The organism is Pseudomonas sp. GW460-12-10-14-TSB1, from assembly GCF_017349775.1.
GTDB classification, from domain to species: Bacteria; Pseudomonadota; Gammaproteobacteria; order Pseudomonadales; family Pseudomonadaceae; genus Aquipseudomonas; species Aquipseudomonas piscium.
This window is the reverse complement of the sequence record NZ_JACNAC010000004.1, coordinates 18280-33450: the sequence shown is the minus strand read 5'-3', so window position 1 is coordinate 33450 and position 15171 is coordinate 18280. Positions and strand designations below refer to the sequence as shown.

Genomic DNA, 15171 nt, shown 5'->3' with positions numbered 1-15171 from the left:
GCTGCCGGCCCCCGCGAAACTCGCTTAAGGCGTTAAACCGCCACCAGGCGCACGCTGGCACCTTCGCCGACGCCCAGGGCTTCGGCCGCTTGCAGATCCAGGGTCACCGGTTTGCCCGGTGCGTAATCCAGCTCCAGCATCACCGCGCGGTAATCCTGCAACTGCGCGTTGGCGACCAGGTACTGGCGTCCGCCGCCCTTGGCGAGCTCACCGATCTTCACCGGCACCACACGGCTCTGGGCGATCGAACGGATCCCCGAGACCCGGGCGTGCAGGGTCGGGCCACCGTCGAAGATGTCGATGTAATGGTCGGTCTCGAAGCCTTCGCGCATCAGGATGTCGAAGGTGATCTGCGCCCGCGGGTGCACCTGGCCCATGGCTTCCTGCGCGGCATCCGGCAGCAGCGGCACATAGATCGGGTAGTGCGGCATCAGCTCGGCGAGGAAGGTGCGGCTTTTCAGCCCACACAGACGCTCGGCGGCGGCGTAGTTGAGGTCGAAGAAGTTGCGGCCGATGGCGTCCCAGAACGGCGAATCGCCGTTCTCGTCGCTGTAGCCGACGATCTCGGTCACCACCGAATCGGCGAAACGCTCCGGGTGGCTGGCGACGAACAGCAGGCGACCGCGGGAATTGAGTTCCGACCACGGCGAACCCACCAGCTCCGGGACCACATAGAAGCTGGTCAGCAGGCTATTGCCGGTCAGGTCGTGGCACTGGGAAAGCACGTGGATCTTGTTGTGGATCTTCAGCTCGCGGGAGGCGTGCACGAAGGTTTCGTTACGAAAGCTGTAGAACGGCTCGGAGTAACCGGCCGAGGCGACGATGGCCGAGCAACCGACCAGCTTGCCGGTTTCGGTGTCCTCGAGGACGAAGAAGTAGCTCTCCTCGCCATTGAAGCTCACCTCGGCGGCGAACGAAGCCTCGCTTGCCGCGATCTTGTCGCTCAGGCGTTCCACGTCATCCGGCAAGGAAGTGACACCAATCGGGCTGTCCGCAGCCAGACGCTGTACCTCGCCCAGATCAGCCATTTGCGCGGGGCGCATCACCAGCATGGTGTCACTCCTTACTCGAAACAGGCCGGCCAGGAGGCCGACTCAGGGAAAAAAATGCCGGGACAGCCCGGCACCGAAAATGGGGCTCGACGCTTGCCCTGAAGACAAGCGCCGAGGAGTACCGCGGCCCGAATCAGGCCTGGGTCAGCTTGGCTACCGCACGCTCGAAGCGCTGCAGGCCCTCTTCGATGTCCGCTTCCTCGACCACCAGGCTCGGGGCGAAACGCACCACGTCCGGACCGGCCTGGAGGATCATCAGGTTTTCTTTTTCAGCGGCGTTGAACACGTCCTTGGCCTTGCCTTTCCAGGCATCGCTGAGCACGCAACCGAGCAGCAGGCCCAGGCCACGCACTTCGGTGAACAGGCCGTACTTCTCGCCGATCTGCTGCAGGCGGGTCTTGAAGCGATCGTGCTTGGCCTTCACACCGTTCAGCACTTCGGGTGTGTTGATCACGTCGATCACCGCGCCGGCCACCGCGCATGCCAGCGGGTTGCCGCCGTAGGTGGTGCCGTGGGTACCGACCACCAGGTGCTTGGCCAGCGCTTCGGTGGTCAGCATCGCGGCGATCGGGAAACCGCCGCCCAGGCTCTTGGCGCTGGTCAGGATGTCCGGGGTCACGCCGTAGTGCATATAGGCGAACAGCTCGCCGCTGCGGCCCATGCCGGTCTGCACTTCGTCGAACACCAGCAGCGCGTTGTGCGCGTCGCACAGTTCGCGGGCGCCTTGCAGGTAAGCCTTCTCGGCTGGCAACACACCGCCTTCGCCCTGGATCGGCTCCAATACCACCGCGCAGGTCTTGTCCGAAATCGCCGCTTTCAATGCCGCCAGATCGTTGTAAGGAACGTGGGTGATACCGGTGATTTTAGGACCGAAGCCGTCGGAGTACTTCGACTGGCCGCCCACGTTCACGGTGAACAGGGTGCGACCGTGGAAGCTGTTGAGAGCCGCGATGATTTCGTATTTTTCCGCGCCGAAACGATCGAAGGCGACACGACGGGCCAGCTTGAAGGCGGCCTCGTTGGCTTCGGCGCCGGAGTTACAGAAAAACGCGCGCTCGGCAAAGGTGGCGTCGACCAGCTTGTGGGCCAGGCGCAGAGCCGGCTCGTTGGTGAAGACGTTGGATACGTGCCACAGCTTGTTGGCCTGTTCGGTCAGCGCGGCGACCAGCGCCGGATGGGCGTGACCCAGTACGTTGACCGCGATCCCGCCGGCAAAGTCGATCAGCTCTCGGCCCGACTGATCCCAGACTCGGGAGCCCGCGCCACGCACAGGAATGAAAGCCGCAGGTGCATAGTTGGGAACCATGACCTGATCGAAATCGGCGCGTTGCACCGGAGCTTGCTCAACGGACATCGGAGTCTCCTGAAGAGGAACGCCTGCCTGAAACTGGCGAGCGATGGGGGGATTGTAAGGACAGTTTTCTGCCCGACCTTGTCGCCAAGCGACAACTTCTTATAGCGCCAACCCCGGTTTTACGCGGGTTTACGGCAATGCGACAAATAGCGTCGCAAAGGCGCAGTTTAAACTGCTGGAGGCTTTAACGGCAGGATTGTCCAACGATTTGCGCCCGGCGTGACGACGCTATCGCGAGCAAGCTTCGCTCCTACACGGAACGCATTCTTCCGTAGGAGCGAAGCTTGCTCGCGATAGCAATTTGACAGGCAAACGAAAGAGGCGAATCAACCGCGCTCGGAAGGCACCGAAGACAGTTCGAAGGGGCTGCTGCTGCGACGCTGGTTGCGGTCTTCCCGCGGCGTGGCGCCGAAGAAGTTGCGGTAGGCGCTGGAGAAATGCGGCCCCGAGGAGAAACCGCAGGACAGGCCGATCTGGATGATCGACTTGCTGGTCTGCATCAGCATCTGCCGCGCCTTGTTCAGGCGCAGCTCCAGGTAGTACTGGCTCGGCACGCGATTGAGGTATTGCTTGAAGATCCGCTCCAGTTGCCGACGCGAGACGCACACATGCTGGGCGATTTCGTCGGTGGTCAGCGGCTCCTCGATATTGGCTTCCATCAGCAGCACTGCCTGGGTCAGCTTCGGGTGACTGGAACCCAGGCGATTTTGCAAGGGAATGCGCTGGCGCTCGCCGCCTTCGCGGATACGCTCCACCACCAGTTCTTCCGAGACCGCGCCGGCCAGTTCCGCGCCGTGGTCACGAGCCAGCACCGCCAGCAACAGATCCAGCACCGACATCCCACCGCACGCCGTCAGGCGATCGCGATCCCAATCGAACAGATGGCTGGTGGCGATGACCTTGGGGAAACGCTCGGCAAAATCGTCCTGCCAGCGCCAGTGCACCGCGGCCCGATAGCCGTCGAGAAAACCCAGCTGCGCCAGGGGATACACACCGGCGGACAAGCCGCCGATCACACAGCCGGCGCGCACCACTTGCTTGAGCGCGCTGCTCAGGGCCGGCGCCAGGGTGGCAGGCGGCTCATCGGCCAGCAGGAACAGTTTCTGGCAGCCTTCGAGTTTGCCCGACCAAGGCTCGCCCGGCAGTTGCCAGGCGCCGTCGACCGGAGCCTCGGCCTGCAGGAAGGCCAGTTCGTAGACCACTTCCGGATGCACGCGCTGAGCGACACGCAAGGCCTCCTCGGCCAGCGCCAGCGTCAAGGCTTTAGTGCTGGGCCAAATCAGGAAACCAATTCGATGGGCAGTCATGGCGGGCAATCCGAAACGAAAACAGTGTTAGAGGCCAAAGGCGGCTGCAACCAAATTAGACCATCTGGCGCGCGGTGCGCAGCATGACCTAATTTGGTGCATTACGGGAGTGATTTACTTCAGGCTGCCCGAGAGGAATTGTTGCAAACGTTCCGATTGCGGATTGACCAGCACTTCGCGCGGGTTGCCGCTCTCCTCCACCAGGCCCTTGTGTAGGAATATCAGCTGGTTCGAGACTTCGCGGGCAAAGCCCATTTCGTGGGTCACCACCACCATGGTCCGGCCTTCCTGGGCCAGGGCCTGCATCACTTTCAGCACGTCGCCCACCAGCTCGGGGTCGAGCGCCGAAGTCGGCTCGTCGAACAGCATGACTTCAGGCTCCATCGCCAGCGCACGGGCGATCGCCACACGCTGCTGCTCACCACCGGACATATGGCCGGGGTAGGCATCCTTGCGATGCGCCACGCCGACCTTGGCCAGGTAGTGCTCGGCCTTTTCACGGGCTTCGGCCTTGGGCACACCGAGTACATGCACCGGCGCTTCCATGATGTTTTCGATGGCGGTCATGTGCGACCACAGGTTGAAGTGCTGGAACACCATCGACAGGCGCGAACGCATGCGTTGCAGCTGTTTTGGATCTGCCGCCTTCAGCGCGCCGTCCTTGTTCGCCACCAGCTTCAACTCTTCGTTGTTCAGCAGGATCTTGCCGGCGTGCGGCTGCTCCAGCAGGTTGATGCAGCGCAGGAAGGTGGATTTGCCGGAGCCACTGGAGCCGATGATGCTGATCACATCGCCAGCCGCCGCTTTCAGGGACACGCCCTTGAGCACTTCGTGACTGCCATAGCGTTTATGCAGGTCTTGGACTTCAAGTTTGTACATGCTGTCGGTTCTCACAAAAGCAGTCAGTCGTTGAGCAAGCGCCCGTGCCGCAGCGCTTCGCGCCCCGCCACCTTGGCCAGCCAGAAACCGGGTTGGGCGTAACGCAGCCGCTCAACGGCGAACAACACGCCGCTGGTGCCAGCACACAGGGTGCTGACCCGATCGGATAAGGGATCAATCACTTCAAAAATCGGCTCGCCCTTCTCCACCCAGCTACCGGCCGGACGCAGAAAACTCACCACGCCGGGATGCGGCGCAAACAACAATTCGGTTCCTTCGAAAGGCATGGCTTCACACGCCTCATGCTGCGCCGCCGGCCACTCGCCCGCAATCAGTCCTTGCTCGGCGAGGAACGCCAGTATGCCTTCAGCGTGCACCTCCGCTTGCGGACGACCGGTGTCGGCCTGACCGCCCAGCTCAAGGGTGGTCGCCAGGCAGGCCAGCGGGATCTGCGCCTGCGGGAACTGGCGCGACAGACGCAACCAGGGCAGCGAACAGGCTTCGTCGAACGAGCTGCCGCCGGAGTCTTCCGCCAGCAGGCCGACACGCACATTCAGGTGGGCCGCCAGGGAACGCCACTGCGGCCAATGCTGCGGCAAGGCGTACATATGCAGCGCCGCTTCCGCATCGCAGTGCAGGTCCAGCACCACGTCCGCGGTGCAGGCGTGGCTCAGGAGGATGCGCTGCATGCCTTGCAGCTGGCTCGATGGCGCCGGCAGTTCAGCCAGCACATCGCTCATGGCCTGGCGAATCATCTGGATATTGGCGTGCGGATCATCTCCCAGGCACCCTTCCAGACGGGCCGCGACCGGCGCGCTCAGCTCGACGAAATCACGGTTGAAGTTCTTGCCGCTGCCAGCCTCGAACCGCCCCTGGTGATTGCCTTGCAACAGCTGGCCCAGGCCCATCGGGTTGGCCACCGGCACCAGTTCGATCACGCCATTCAGCGCGCCCTGGGCTTCCAGTTCGGCCAGGCGCTTTTTCAGCTCCCAGGCGGTGCGCATCCCAGGCAGTTCGTCCGCATGCAGGCTGGACTGGATATAGGCCTTGCGCTCGCCGCGACCGAAACGGAACACCGAGATCTGCCGTTCGCTGCCCAGGTGGCTCCACGGCAATGCGTGGTCAATGCGTTCCATATCAGTGCTTCCGCGGCGCCAGGTAGCGCAGCCAGCGGCCTTCGGCCAGCTTGAACAGGCGCACCAGGATAAAGGTCAGGCACAGGTAGAACACGCCAGCGGTGATGTAGGCCTCGAATGGCAGGTAGTACTGCGCGTTGACCGTACGGGCCGCACCGGTGATGTCGATCAGGGTCACGATGGAGGCCAGACTGGTGGTCTGCAGCATCATGATCACTTCGTTGCTGTACTGCGGCAGCGCCCGGCGCAGGGCCGACGGCAGCAGGATGCGGGCATACATTTTGTAGCGCGACATGCCCATGGCCTTGGCCGCCTCGATCTCGCCGTTCGGCGTGGCCTTGAGGCTGCCAGCGATGATTTCCGCGGTGTAGGCGCTGGTGTTGATGGCGAACGCCAGGCAGGCACAGAAGGTCGCGCTGGACAGCCATGGCCAGAGGAAGCTCTGACGCACCACATCGAACTGCGCCAGGCCGTAGTAGATCAGGAACAGCTGCACCAGCATCGGCGTGCCGCGGATCACGTAGGTATAGAGCCAGGCGCTCAGGTTGACGATCGGCTGCTTGGACACCCGCATCAGGCCCAGGGGCAGCGCCACCAGCAGACCGAAGAACAGCGACAGGGCCAAGAGTTTCAGGGTGGTCAACAAGCCGCTGAAATACAGCGGCAAGGCCTCATAGATGACGTTGTAGTCGAAGATCATAGATCAGCCGCCCTTACGCCTACCGAGTAGCGCTTCTCAAGGTGACGCAATGCCAGCAACGAGACACTGGTGATCACCAGGTACATCGCCGCCACCGCGAGGAAGAAGGTGAAAGGCTCGCGGGTGGCGTCAGCCGCCTGCTTGGCCTTGAACATCATGTCTTGCAGGCCCACCACCGAAATCAGCGCGGTGGCCTTGGTCAGTACCAGCCAGTTGTTGGTGAAGCCTGGAATCGCCAGACGGATCATCTGCGGCACCAGCACCCGGAAGAACACCTGGAAGCTGTTCATGCCGTAGGCCATGCCCGCTTCCGCCTGCCCCTTGGGAATCGCCATGAAGGCACCGCGGAAGGTTTCCGACAGATAGGCACCGAAGATGAAGCCCAGGGTGCCGATACCGGCGGCCAGCGGGTTCAGATCGATGTAGTCGTCGTAACCCAGCATGGGCGCGACACGGTTGAGCAGGTCCTGGCCGCCGTAGAAGATCAGCAGGATCAGCACCAGGTCGGGAATCCCGCGGATCACCGTGGAATACAGGTCGCCCAGCCACGCCAGCCAGCGCACCGGCGAGAGGCGCAGTGCGACCCCGATCAGACCCAGAACGATGGCCAGGGCCATGGACGACAAGGCAAGCTGAAGCGTCAGCCAAGCGCCATCGAGGATGACAGCCCCGTAGCCTTTCAACATGATTCAGGTCCTCGAAAATTGGGATGAAAAAATGGCGCAAACTTCAGAGACTCTGCTGCTTGCGCCATCTCGGACTTGCTGACTCGACGTTTTACTTGCCGTAAATGTCGAAGTCGAAGTACTTGTCCTGGATTTGCTTGTACTTGCCGTTCTCGCGAATGGCAGCGATAGCACCGGTGATCTTGTCTTTCAGCGCATCGCCCTTGCGTACGGCGATACCCACGCCGTCGCCGAAGTATTTGGTGTCGGTGAACGCCGGGCCGACGAAGGCGAAACCTTTGCCGGCGTCGGTTTTCAGGAAGCCGTCATTCAACAGGGTAGCGTCTGCCACGGTGCCGTCGAGGCGACCGGCAGCCACGTCCAGGTAGATCTCGTTCTGCGAGCCGTATGGCTTGATCTCGGCACCCAGCGGAGCCAGTACTTCACGGGCGAAACGCTCGTGGATCGAACCGCGCTGCACGCCGATGTTCTTGCCCTTGAGCTCGGCCAGGCCGTCGCTGACCTGGGTACCGGCCTTCATGACCAGGCGCGCAGGGGTGTTGTAGTACTTGCCGGTGAAGTCCACGGACTTCTTGCGGTCGTCGGTGATCGACATGGACGACAGGATCGCATCGATCTTGCGCACCTTGAGCGCAGGGATCAGGCCGTCGAACTCCTGCTCGACCCACACGCACTTGACCTTCATCTCTTCGCACAGGGCGTTGCCGATGTCGTAGTCGAAACCAACGATGCTGCCGTCCGGAGCCTTGGAGGCGAATGGAGGGTAAGCCGCTTCGATACCAATTTTCAGAGGCTTTTCATCGGCGAACGTCGGCAGGGAAAGCACGGAGGACAGTGCCAGGGCGCCAAGAAGCACGAGTTTCTTCATCTTAGGACTCCATCGGTAAAGGGCGAAAACGGCAGAGTGAGCGACAGCCCAATATGCGAATGGGTGGAACCTGATAGCGGTGCTGCGTCCTTGAGGACCTGGCCATGAACCCCATGCGGGTTCCTCGGCAGGCAACGACGAGCGAGTGATCGGCATTCTAACGACAGGCCCGAAGCCGATATTTCCTCAATGCGACAACAAATTACAGAAGCACTGAGAAACCAGGTCGAGCACATTGACAGCTCTTCAAGTTTATGCAAGAGCAAAAGACGGTAAACCAATCTACGTTGCAAATTGCGGGCCTATTATTCGCAAAGCCTTCTATTCCGGCAAGCGCAGCGTTATGACTTATTTTTTACAGGCCCCGAAAAGGCCCTGAAACAGGGCCGGGCGTTTCTCATTGCCCCGAATCCGGGCAGCAGGTTACACATTCCTTGCGGCCGGTAACATTCAGATACGCCTGATGGACATCCCGATATTTATTCGATCAAAAAGCGGCTACAGGGGAACTGAATAACACCCATAAAAAAGCCCCGCCCGGCACAAGGCCGGGCGGGGCTTTCGCTGACACAGGTCCGCCTTAGGCGACGTTCATGGTCTTGTGGGTATCGACCAGGTGCTGCACCACGCCCGGGTCGGCCAGGGTGGAGATATCCCCCAGGCTGTCGTATTCCGCCGTCGCGATCTTGCGCAGGATACGGCGCATGATCTTCCCGGAACGGGTCTTCGGCAGCCCTGGCGCCCACTGGATGACATCCGGCGAGGCGATCGGACCGATCTCCTTTCGCACCCAGTTCTTCAGTTCCAGGCGCAGCGCCTCGCTCGGCTCTTCGCCACCGTTGAGGGTGACATAGACATAGATGCCCTGCCCCTTGATGTCATGGGGCACACCGACCACCGCCGCTTCGGCGACTTTCGGGTGAGCGACCATTGCGCTTTCGATCTCGGCGGTGCCCATGCGGTGGCCGGAAACGTTGAGCACGTCGTCCACCCGCCCGGTGATCCACCAGTAGCCGTCTTCATCGCGACGGGCACCGTCACCGGTGAAGTACATGCCACGGAAGGTCTTGAAGTAGGTATCGACGAAACGATCGTGGTCGCCATACAGGGTGCGCGCCTGGCCCGGCCACGAATCGAGGATCACCAGGTTGCCTTCGGCGGCGCCCTCGATGATGTTGCCCAGGTTGTCCACCAGCGCCGGCACCACACCAAAGAACGGACGTGCCGCCGAACCCGGCTTGAGGGCATGGGCGCCCGGCAGCGGGCTCATCAGGGTCGCGCCGGTCTCGGTCTGCCACCAGGTATCGACGATCGGGCAGCGGGATTGACCGACGTTCTTGTAGTACCAATCCCAGGCTTCCGGGTTGATCGGCTCACCCACCGAACCCAGCAGGCGCAGGCTGCTGCCGTCGGCGCCTGCGCAGGCGGCGTTACCCGAGGCCATCATGGCGCGGATCGCGGTCGGCGCGGTGTAGAGGATATTGACCTTGTGCTTGTCGACGATCTTCGCCACGCGAGTCACGTCCGGATAGTTCGGCACACCCTCGAACAGCAGGGTGGTCGCGCCATTGGCCAGCGGGCCATAGACAATATAGGTGTGGCCAGTGACCCAGCCGACGTCGGCGGTGCACCAGTAGATTTCCCCCGGACGGTAATCGAACACGCGCTCGTGGGTCAGGGCCGCATACAGCAGGTAGCCGCCAGTGGTGTGCTGCACGCCTTTGGGCTTACCGGTGGAGCCGGAGGTATAAAGGATGAACAACGCTTCCTCGGCGCCCATCTCTTTTGGCGCGCAGACGGTACCGGCCACTTTCATCAAGTCTTCGTACCAGATGTCGCGATGCTGGTTCCACTTGATGTCGCCCGATGTGCGCTTGCACACGATGACCTTCTGGATGCTGCTGGTTTCCGGGTTGGTCAGCGCGTCGTCGACATTGGCCTTGAGCGGAATCTTCTTGCCCGCGCGGATGCCTTCGTCAGCGGTGATCACCACCTTGGATTTGCAGTCGATGATCCGGCCCGCCAGTGCTTCCGGCGAGAAGCCGCCGAACACCACCGAGTGAATCGCGCCGATCCGGGTACAGGCCAGCATGGCGACCACGGCTTCGGGAATCATCGGCATATAGATAGTCACCACGTCGCCGCGGTGTACGTCCTGGCCGCGCAGGGCGTTGGCGAACTTGCAGACCTGCTCGTGCAGTTCGCGGTAGGTGATGTTGCGGCTTTCGGAAGGATCGTCGCCTTCCCAGATGATCGCGATCTGATCGCCGCGCTCGGCCAGGTGGCGATCCAGGCAGTTGTAGGAGACGTTGAGGGTGCCGTCGGCAAACCACTTGATATCGACATGGTGATCGTCGAAGGAGGTCTGCTTCACCGTGGTGAAAGGCTTGATCCAGTCGAGGCGCTTGGCTTGTTCGCGCCAGAAGCCGTCCGGGTTGACGACCGACTGCTGGTACATGGCCTTGTAGGTCGCCTCGTCGGTCAGCGTGTTGGCCGCAACCTCGGGACGAACGGGATACAGAGAAGCCGCACTCATCTTTCTTACCTCGGTGACATAGTTGTTGTTGTATGACCCCGTTGTAGCCGGGGCGGGCCTATAGAACCATTCGACGATGGTAGTAACAACCCCCGGCCACTCCCCCTGAAAAGAGCTTTACCCCCTCTATTACGGTACTTGCGGCAGTTTCTGCGGCAAGTAGAAGACCGCAGCCAGGCCACTGGAGGTCGTTTTTACCGGGATTGTTACAAAAACCGTCAATAGTGTTTATCAAAAGCACGCCTGTATAGCGCCTACTCAGGCGCCTAAAATCAACCTCGCCAACAAGGCAATGTGATTAACCAAGTTACAGCCCCCACGAAGGCAGTTAATCCAAACTTCTACTCAAGTTCCACACGCAGCCCCACAAAGGCTGCGTGACCCCACACGACCTTAGAAAGGTGAAATCAAAATGAAAGCTTTATTAGTTCTGGCCCTCAGCAGTCTTTGCGTTACAGCAATGGCCGACGAGATCCCGACTGATGTCGCCAGCCAACAACCGCCCGTAGAGGAATACTCTTATTCGTCAGACCTGGACATCGCAAAAGTTATCTCCATGAGCGAAGTTCCGAATGTATGCGAAGTTGTACCAGCGCGAATGGAATACGAAGACTCGAAAGGCCTGCGGCATATCCTGCAATACCGCGTCATGGGTAACGGTTGCTCTAACGGCTGATACTCAAGTTACTCTTCAAGTTCCAACAAGTGCCGGCCGCAAGAGATCTTTCTTGCGGCAAAGATGGCCAGACGCACAACTGAACCCAGACTTGTTGCAAGCCATCGCCCCATGCAGTGCGACCACGGCCTTCGCACTCCCTTTTTTCACCATCGAGCCGCCTTGCGGGGGAGCGTTTTTGTATCGCTCCAAGGGGCTTGATGAAGGTCCAGAAATGCCTTCTCGAGCGTCAAAAACGACCTCGGGTTGCAAGCCGAGACAGTAGTGTTTCAAAGGTCAAAAATTGACCATCCAACACAAGATGTAGTGGCAAAAGAGTTTTTTTGCTTGTTTTTTGAGCAAAAAATTCAACCGACAATTTTCAGCGAAAATTGAACACAATCCTGTCTACCAAAGCCCCCATCCATCCCTGTAAGCCACGCCCTACAGGGCTTGCAGAACATCGCGCGAAATTTTCAACGCCTCCGATCAGCTCGAGGCGGCAAAAACACGCCAAACCGGGTGAAAAAAAATCTTCACCGGCCAAAGCCTTGTAAACCCTCGCTCCGCTGCGATAACGCCCCTCGTCGACCGATTCGTGAGCCACTTCGTCGCACCACAGCGCCAAAAAAGTCCCTATAATGCGGCCTTAAAACGGGCCTGCAATATTCCCTTACAGGGATAAACAGCCAATCCGAAGCCAGCGCAGAAATCGACCCGGTCCTCTGTGCCCATAACCGCCTCGGAACTCCCGTACATATTTTTGTTTATTGCCTGCGTTAGCTGCTGCAACAAACGATTCCTTAAGATCCAACGCGGCCAGTTCGGCCGTGTGAAAAGCCAACCATCAGTTTTCACACGGGCATCTGGCCCTCACGCAGGAGACGACACGTCATGCTGAGCTGGGACGAATTCGACAAAGAAGAAGGCGAAGTCGCCGTTAAAGGCGCCAACGCTGGCCACGCTGCCGAAGCAACCATGGACCGCCTCGACAGCGCCGGCGGTGCCGCCGCTCTGGAAGCCCGCGCCGTAACCGCCAACGATTCCGCTGCCGTTGCCCGTGCCAAGGCCTCTCTGGACCAGCTCGACATCGCCGAAGGCCTGGCCGAGTTGGAAGGTGCTTCCGCCCGTGTCGCCGTCGATGAAAAGCGCATGATCAACTGCCGCGCCGACCTCAACCAGCTCGTGCCATTCAAGTACGACTGGGCCTGGCAGAAGTACCTGGACGGTTGCGCAAACCACTGGATGCCGCAAGAAGTCAACATGACCGCCGACATCGCCCTCTGGAAAAACCCGGAAGGCCTGACCGACGACGAGCGTCGCATCGTGATGCGCAACCTGGGCTTCTTCTCCACCGCCGACTCCCTGGTTGCCAACAACCTGGTGCTGGCCGTGTACCGCCTGATCACCAACCCGGAATGCCGCCAGTACATCCTGCGCCAGGCGTTCGAAGAGGCGATCCACACCCACGCCTACCAGTACTGCATCGAATCCCTGGCCATGGATGAAGGCGAGATCTTCAACATGTACCACGAGATTCCATCGGTCGCGAAGAAAGCGGCCTGGGGCCTGAAGTACACCCGTTCGATCTCCGATCCGAAGTTCGAAACCGGCACCGTCGACACCGACAAAGAGCTGCTGCGCAACCTGATCGCCTACTACTGCGTTCTGGAAGGCATCTTCTTCTACTGCGGCTTCACCCAGATCCTGTCCATGGGCCGCCGCAACAAAATGACCGGCGTCGCCGAGCAGTTCCAGTACATCCTGCGCGACGAATCCATGCACCTGAACTTCGGTATCGACGTGATCAACCAGATCAAGATCGAAAACCCACACCTGTGGGATGCCGAGATGAAGGAAGAAGCTACCCAGATGATCCTCCAGGGCACCCAACTGGAAATCGAATACGCTCGCGACACCATGCCGCGCGGCGTACTGGGCATGAACGCGGCGATGATGGAGGACTACCTCAAGTTCATCGCCAACCGTCGCCTGTCGCAGATCGGCCTGAAAGAAGAATACCCAGGCACCACCAACCCCTTCCCATGGATGAGCGAAATCATGGACTTGAAGAAAGAGAAGAACTTCTTCGAGACTCGCGTAATCGAGTACCAGACTGGTGGCGCGCTGAGCTGGGATTGATTCCGAGCTCCTGCCCTGTGCCGATCTCGATCCGAATCGGCACAACGAAAGATCAAAAAAGCCCTGACTTGCTCAGGGCTTTTTTATTGGGGGGCCTCCCCCCGCCTCCAGGCCAATCACCCGGCTAGGGTCGATACCTGCTCAATCGGTGGAGGCCAGGACTCCACGAATCTCCTTTTTCACCGCCTCGAAATCCACAGCCGCGCTGGGATCGTCCAGCAGCCGGGCTGCCAACACCGCGGCGCTTATCTTTCCTCCCTCCAGGTCGCTGGGGAAATGCACACCGGCGATGACCCGGCTGTCGGCATTGATCTGTGCGCGGCTGAACAGCTCGCTGCGTTTCTCCGGCAGCGCCATGCTCAGCAAGGTGGCATTGAGATAGCCATTCATCGAGTGACCGCTGGGGTAGGAATCGCCCTCGGGTGGCGGCAGTACCGGCTTCACCAGTGCCGAGGCTTCGTAAGGACGCGGCCGGCCATAGCTGTGCTTGGCCGGCATCAGGAACTGCACCAGGTCCTCCTGGGCCCGCCGGAAGAAGGCGCGGGTCAGGGGCAGGCGCTCGACGCTGAAACCGGCGCCGAGGGATTCCCTGGCGAAGTGGAACACGCTGTCCTCCCATTCATCATCCTGCTGGACCTGACTCACCTGAGCACTGCTGCGCACCGCCTGGGCCGCCAGCACGGCTTTCAGGTCGCTTTGCTGCAGTGACGAGTCGATGGCAGGGGGCGGTGGCAAGTAGTCAGCCAACCGAAACTGATTCGCCGGCAGATAAGGCAAGGCCGCCTGCTCCGCCAGAACGATACCAGCGCCGGACAGGGCCAGAAAAAACCACAATGAACGCGTCAGAACAGGCATATCAAGGTCCTCGTCATAGTGAGGAGAAAAGCCGTTTGGCTTGTTCCCACCGGACCTTCACTCATGAGGCCGGCGACCTCTTATCGGCCATTTCCTTGGGGCTTACTTGTCCCCCCCTGCCAGGGGGATGACAGTCGCTGCCAGGACTGGCTCGAACATCTAAGCTTTTGTTTTTACAAGCTTTAGCATGTAGGACTCGTCTCTAGATGGTGAGAGTTTTGTTAATTAGTGCTGTAGGGAGTTTCGTAGACCCAACCCGCCAAAAACATTGGAATGCTGCCGCGATGACACGGAAAGATGCAGGGAGGCTGCCTGTTTGATTGGTGCTGACGGGGGATTTTTTTGCGAGCACGCCCGCCCTACAAAGGGAGCGGTTGGAACAGGATCATGGCTTGTTCTGCTCAAGCGGGCGCCAATCGAAATGCTGCCGTTCGCCGACGCCATTGAAGTCGACGCGATAGGTGTGTTGCTTGCCGCCGATATCGCAGACGCCGATCAAGTCGTGGTTATGCTGTTCGCGAGGCGGTGGTGTCTGGATACGCACGGTGCCGTGGCAGTTTTCGTAGTTGCAGGGCGCGGTATTGCGATACAACAGGTAATCGCCACTTTCATCCCGCTCGACCCAACGCCCATCGATGAATCGTGCCTGGTCGGGAGCAATGCTGGCGGTGGCCATTTTGCGTTTGCCGTTGCACAGCATCACCCCAGCCATGGCGACGGCCATGATGAGGTAGGCCAGGATCCGCGACTCCACATTGAAGTAGGAAAGGATGCCCAGGGCGTCGGCCAGGATCGACATGACCGAGAGCGCCAGCGCCGGCAGCGATAGAAAAAACCCCACCGCGCCTTTGATAACGCTGCCCCGGCTCAGCCGCTCGACACTCCTGGGGTCGATGACGAACTGAATACTGGTGCGCTCAGGCGCCTGATTCTGGGCAATGTTGATGTGGTTGGCATCACCAATGGAGCCGATATTGATGCGGTTGCCGTCAGACATGAAC

The 15171-nt window shown here is 60.3% G+C and carries 13 protein-coding genes; 2 read left to right on the top strand and 11 right to left on the bottom strand.

The window, feature by feature from the left end:
* Positions 1 to 32: 32 nt before the first annotated feature.
* The 9 genes from aruF to acs form a co-directional block, all read right to left on the bottom strand.
* Positions 33 to 1052 carry an arginine/ornithine succinyltransferase subunit alpha gene (gene aruF, locus J4D52_RS03870; RefSeq protein WP_025805747.1) on the bottom strand — a complete coding sequence of 340 codons (1020 nt, stop codon included), beginning with the start codon at positions 1050 to 1052 and terminating at the stop codon, positions 33 to 35.
* Between the two features lie 133 nt (positions 1053 to 1185).
* A complete protein-coding gene (locus J4D52_RS03865) occupies positions 1186 to 2406 on the bottom strand; it encodes an aspartate aminotransferase family protein (protein ID WP_009050325.1) in 1221 nt (406 codons plus the stop codon).
* Positions 2407 to 2732: 326 nt separating this feature from the next.
* On the bottom strand, positions 2733 to 3713 hold the full coding sequence (gene argR, locus J4D52_RS03860) for a transcriptional regulator ArgR (protein ID WP_063432689.1): 981 nt from the start codon (positions 3711 to 3713) through the stop codon (positions 2733 to 2735).
* Positions 3714 to 3827: 114 nt separating this feature from the next.
* Positions 3828 to 4592: an ABC transporter ATP-binding protein gene (locus tag J4D52_RS03855; protein WP_007921545.1), complete on the bottom strand. Its 765-nt coding sequence runs from the start codon at positions 4590 to 4592 to the stop codon at positions 3828 to 3830.
* A 23-nt stretch (positions 4593 to 4615) separates the two neighbouring features.
* Complete coding sequence (locus J4D52_RS03850; protein ID WP_063432690.1) at positions 4616 to 5728, bottom strand: succinylglutamate desuccinylase/aspartoacylase family protein; 1113 nt, start codon at positions 5726 to 5728, stop codon at positions 4616 to 4618.
* A gap of 1 nt (position 5729) precedes the next feature.
* Positions 5730 to 6428, bottom strand: coding sequence for an ABC transporter permease (locus J4D52_RS03845; protein WP_025805751.1), 699 nt, complete (start codon positions 6426 to 6428; stop codon positions 5730 to 5732).
* Positions 6425 to 7114, bottom strand: a complete 690-nt coding sequence (locus tag J4D52_RS03840; RefSeq protein WP_007921541.1) for an ABC transporter permease — start codon at positions 7112 to 7114, stop codon at positions 6425 to 6427. The genes J4D52_RS03845 and J4D52_RS03840 overlap by 4 nt, the downstream gene beginning before the upstream one ends.
* A gap of 91 nt (positions 7115 to 7205) precedes the next feature.
* Positions 7206 to 7982 carry an ABC transporter substrate-binding protein gene (locus tag J4D52_RS03835; RefSeq protein ID WP_063432691.1) on the bottom strand — a complete coding sequence of 259 codons (777 nt, stop codon included), beginning with the start codon at positions 7980 to 7982 and terminating at the stop codon, positions 7206 to 7208.
* Positions 7983 to 8562: 580 nt separating this feature from the next.
* Entirely contained in the window at positions 8563 to 10518 is a 1956-nt protein-coding gene (acs, locus tag J4D52_RS03830; RefSeq protein WP_025805753.1) for an acetate--CoA ligase, read from the bottom strand.
* Between the two features lie 412 nt (positions 10519 to 10930).
* Between acs and J4D52_RS03825 the strand changes: the two genes are divergently transcribed.
* Both J4D52_RS03825 and J4D52_RS03820 read left to right on the top strand, forming a co-directional pair.
* Positions 10931 to 11194, top strand: a complete 264-nt coding sequence (locus tag J4D52_RS03825) for a DUF2790 domain-containing protein (protein ID WP_025805754.1) — start codon at positions 10931 to 10933, stop codon at positions 11192 to 11194.
* Between the two features lie 873 nt (positions 11195 to 12067).
* Positions 12068 to 13315, top strand: coding sequence for a ribonucleotide-diphosphate reductase subunit beta (locus tag J4D52_RS03820; RefSeq protein WP_025805755.1), 1248 nt, complete (start codon positions 12068 to 12070; stop codon positions 13313 to 13315).
* A gap of 141 nt (positions 13316 to 13456) precedes the next feature.
* Here the strand turns inward: J4D52_RS03820 and J4D52_RS03815 are convergent, their stop codons facing one another.
* Positions 13457 to 14170: a phosphatase PAP2 family protein gene (locus tag J4D52_RS03815; protein WP_063432692.1), complete on the bottom strand. Its 714-nt coding sequence runs from the start codon at positions 14168 to 14170 to the stop codon at positions 13457 to 13459.
* A 385-nt stretch (positions 14171 to 14555) separates the two neighbouring features.
* Positions 14556 to 15167: a phage holin family protein gene (locus J4D52_RS03810; RefSeq protein WP_025805757.1), complete on the bottom strand. Its 612-nt coding sequence runs from the start codon at positions 15165 to 15167 to the stop codon at positions 14556 to 14558.
* Positions 15168 to 15171: the final 4 nt, after the last annotated feature.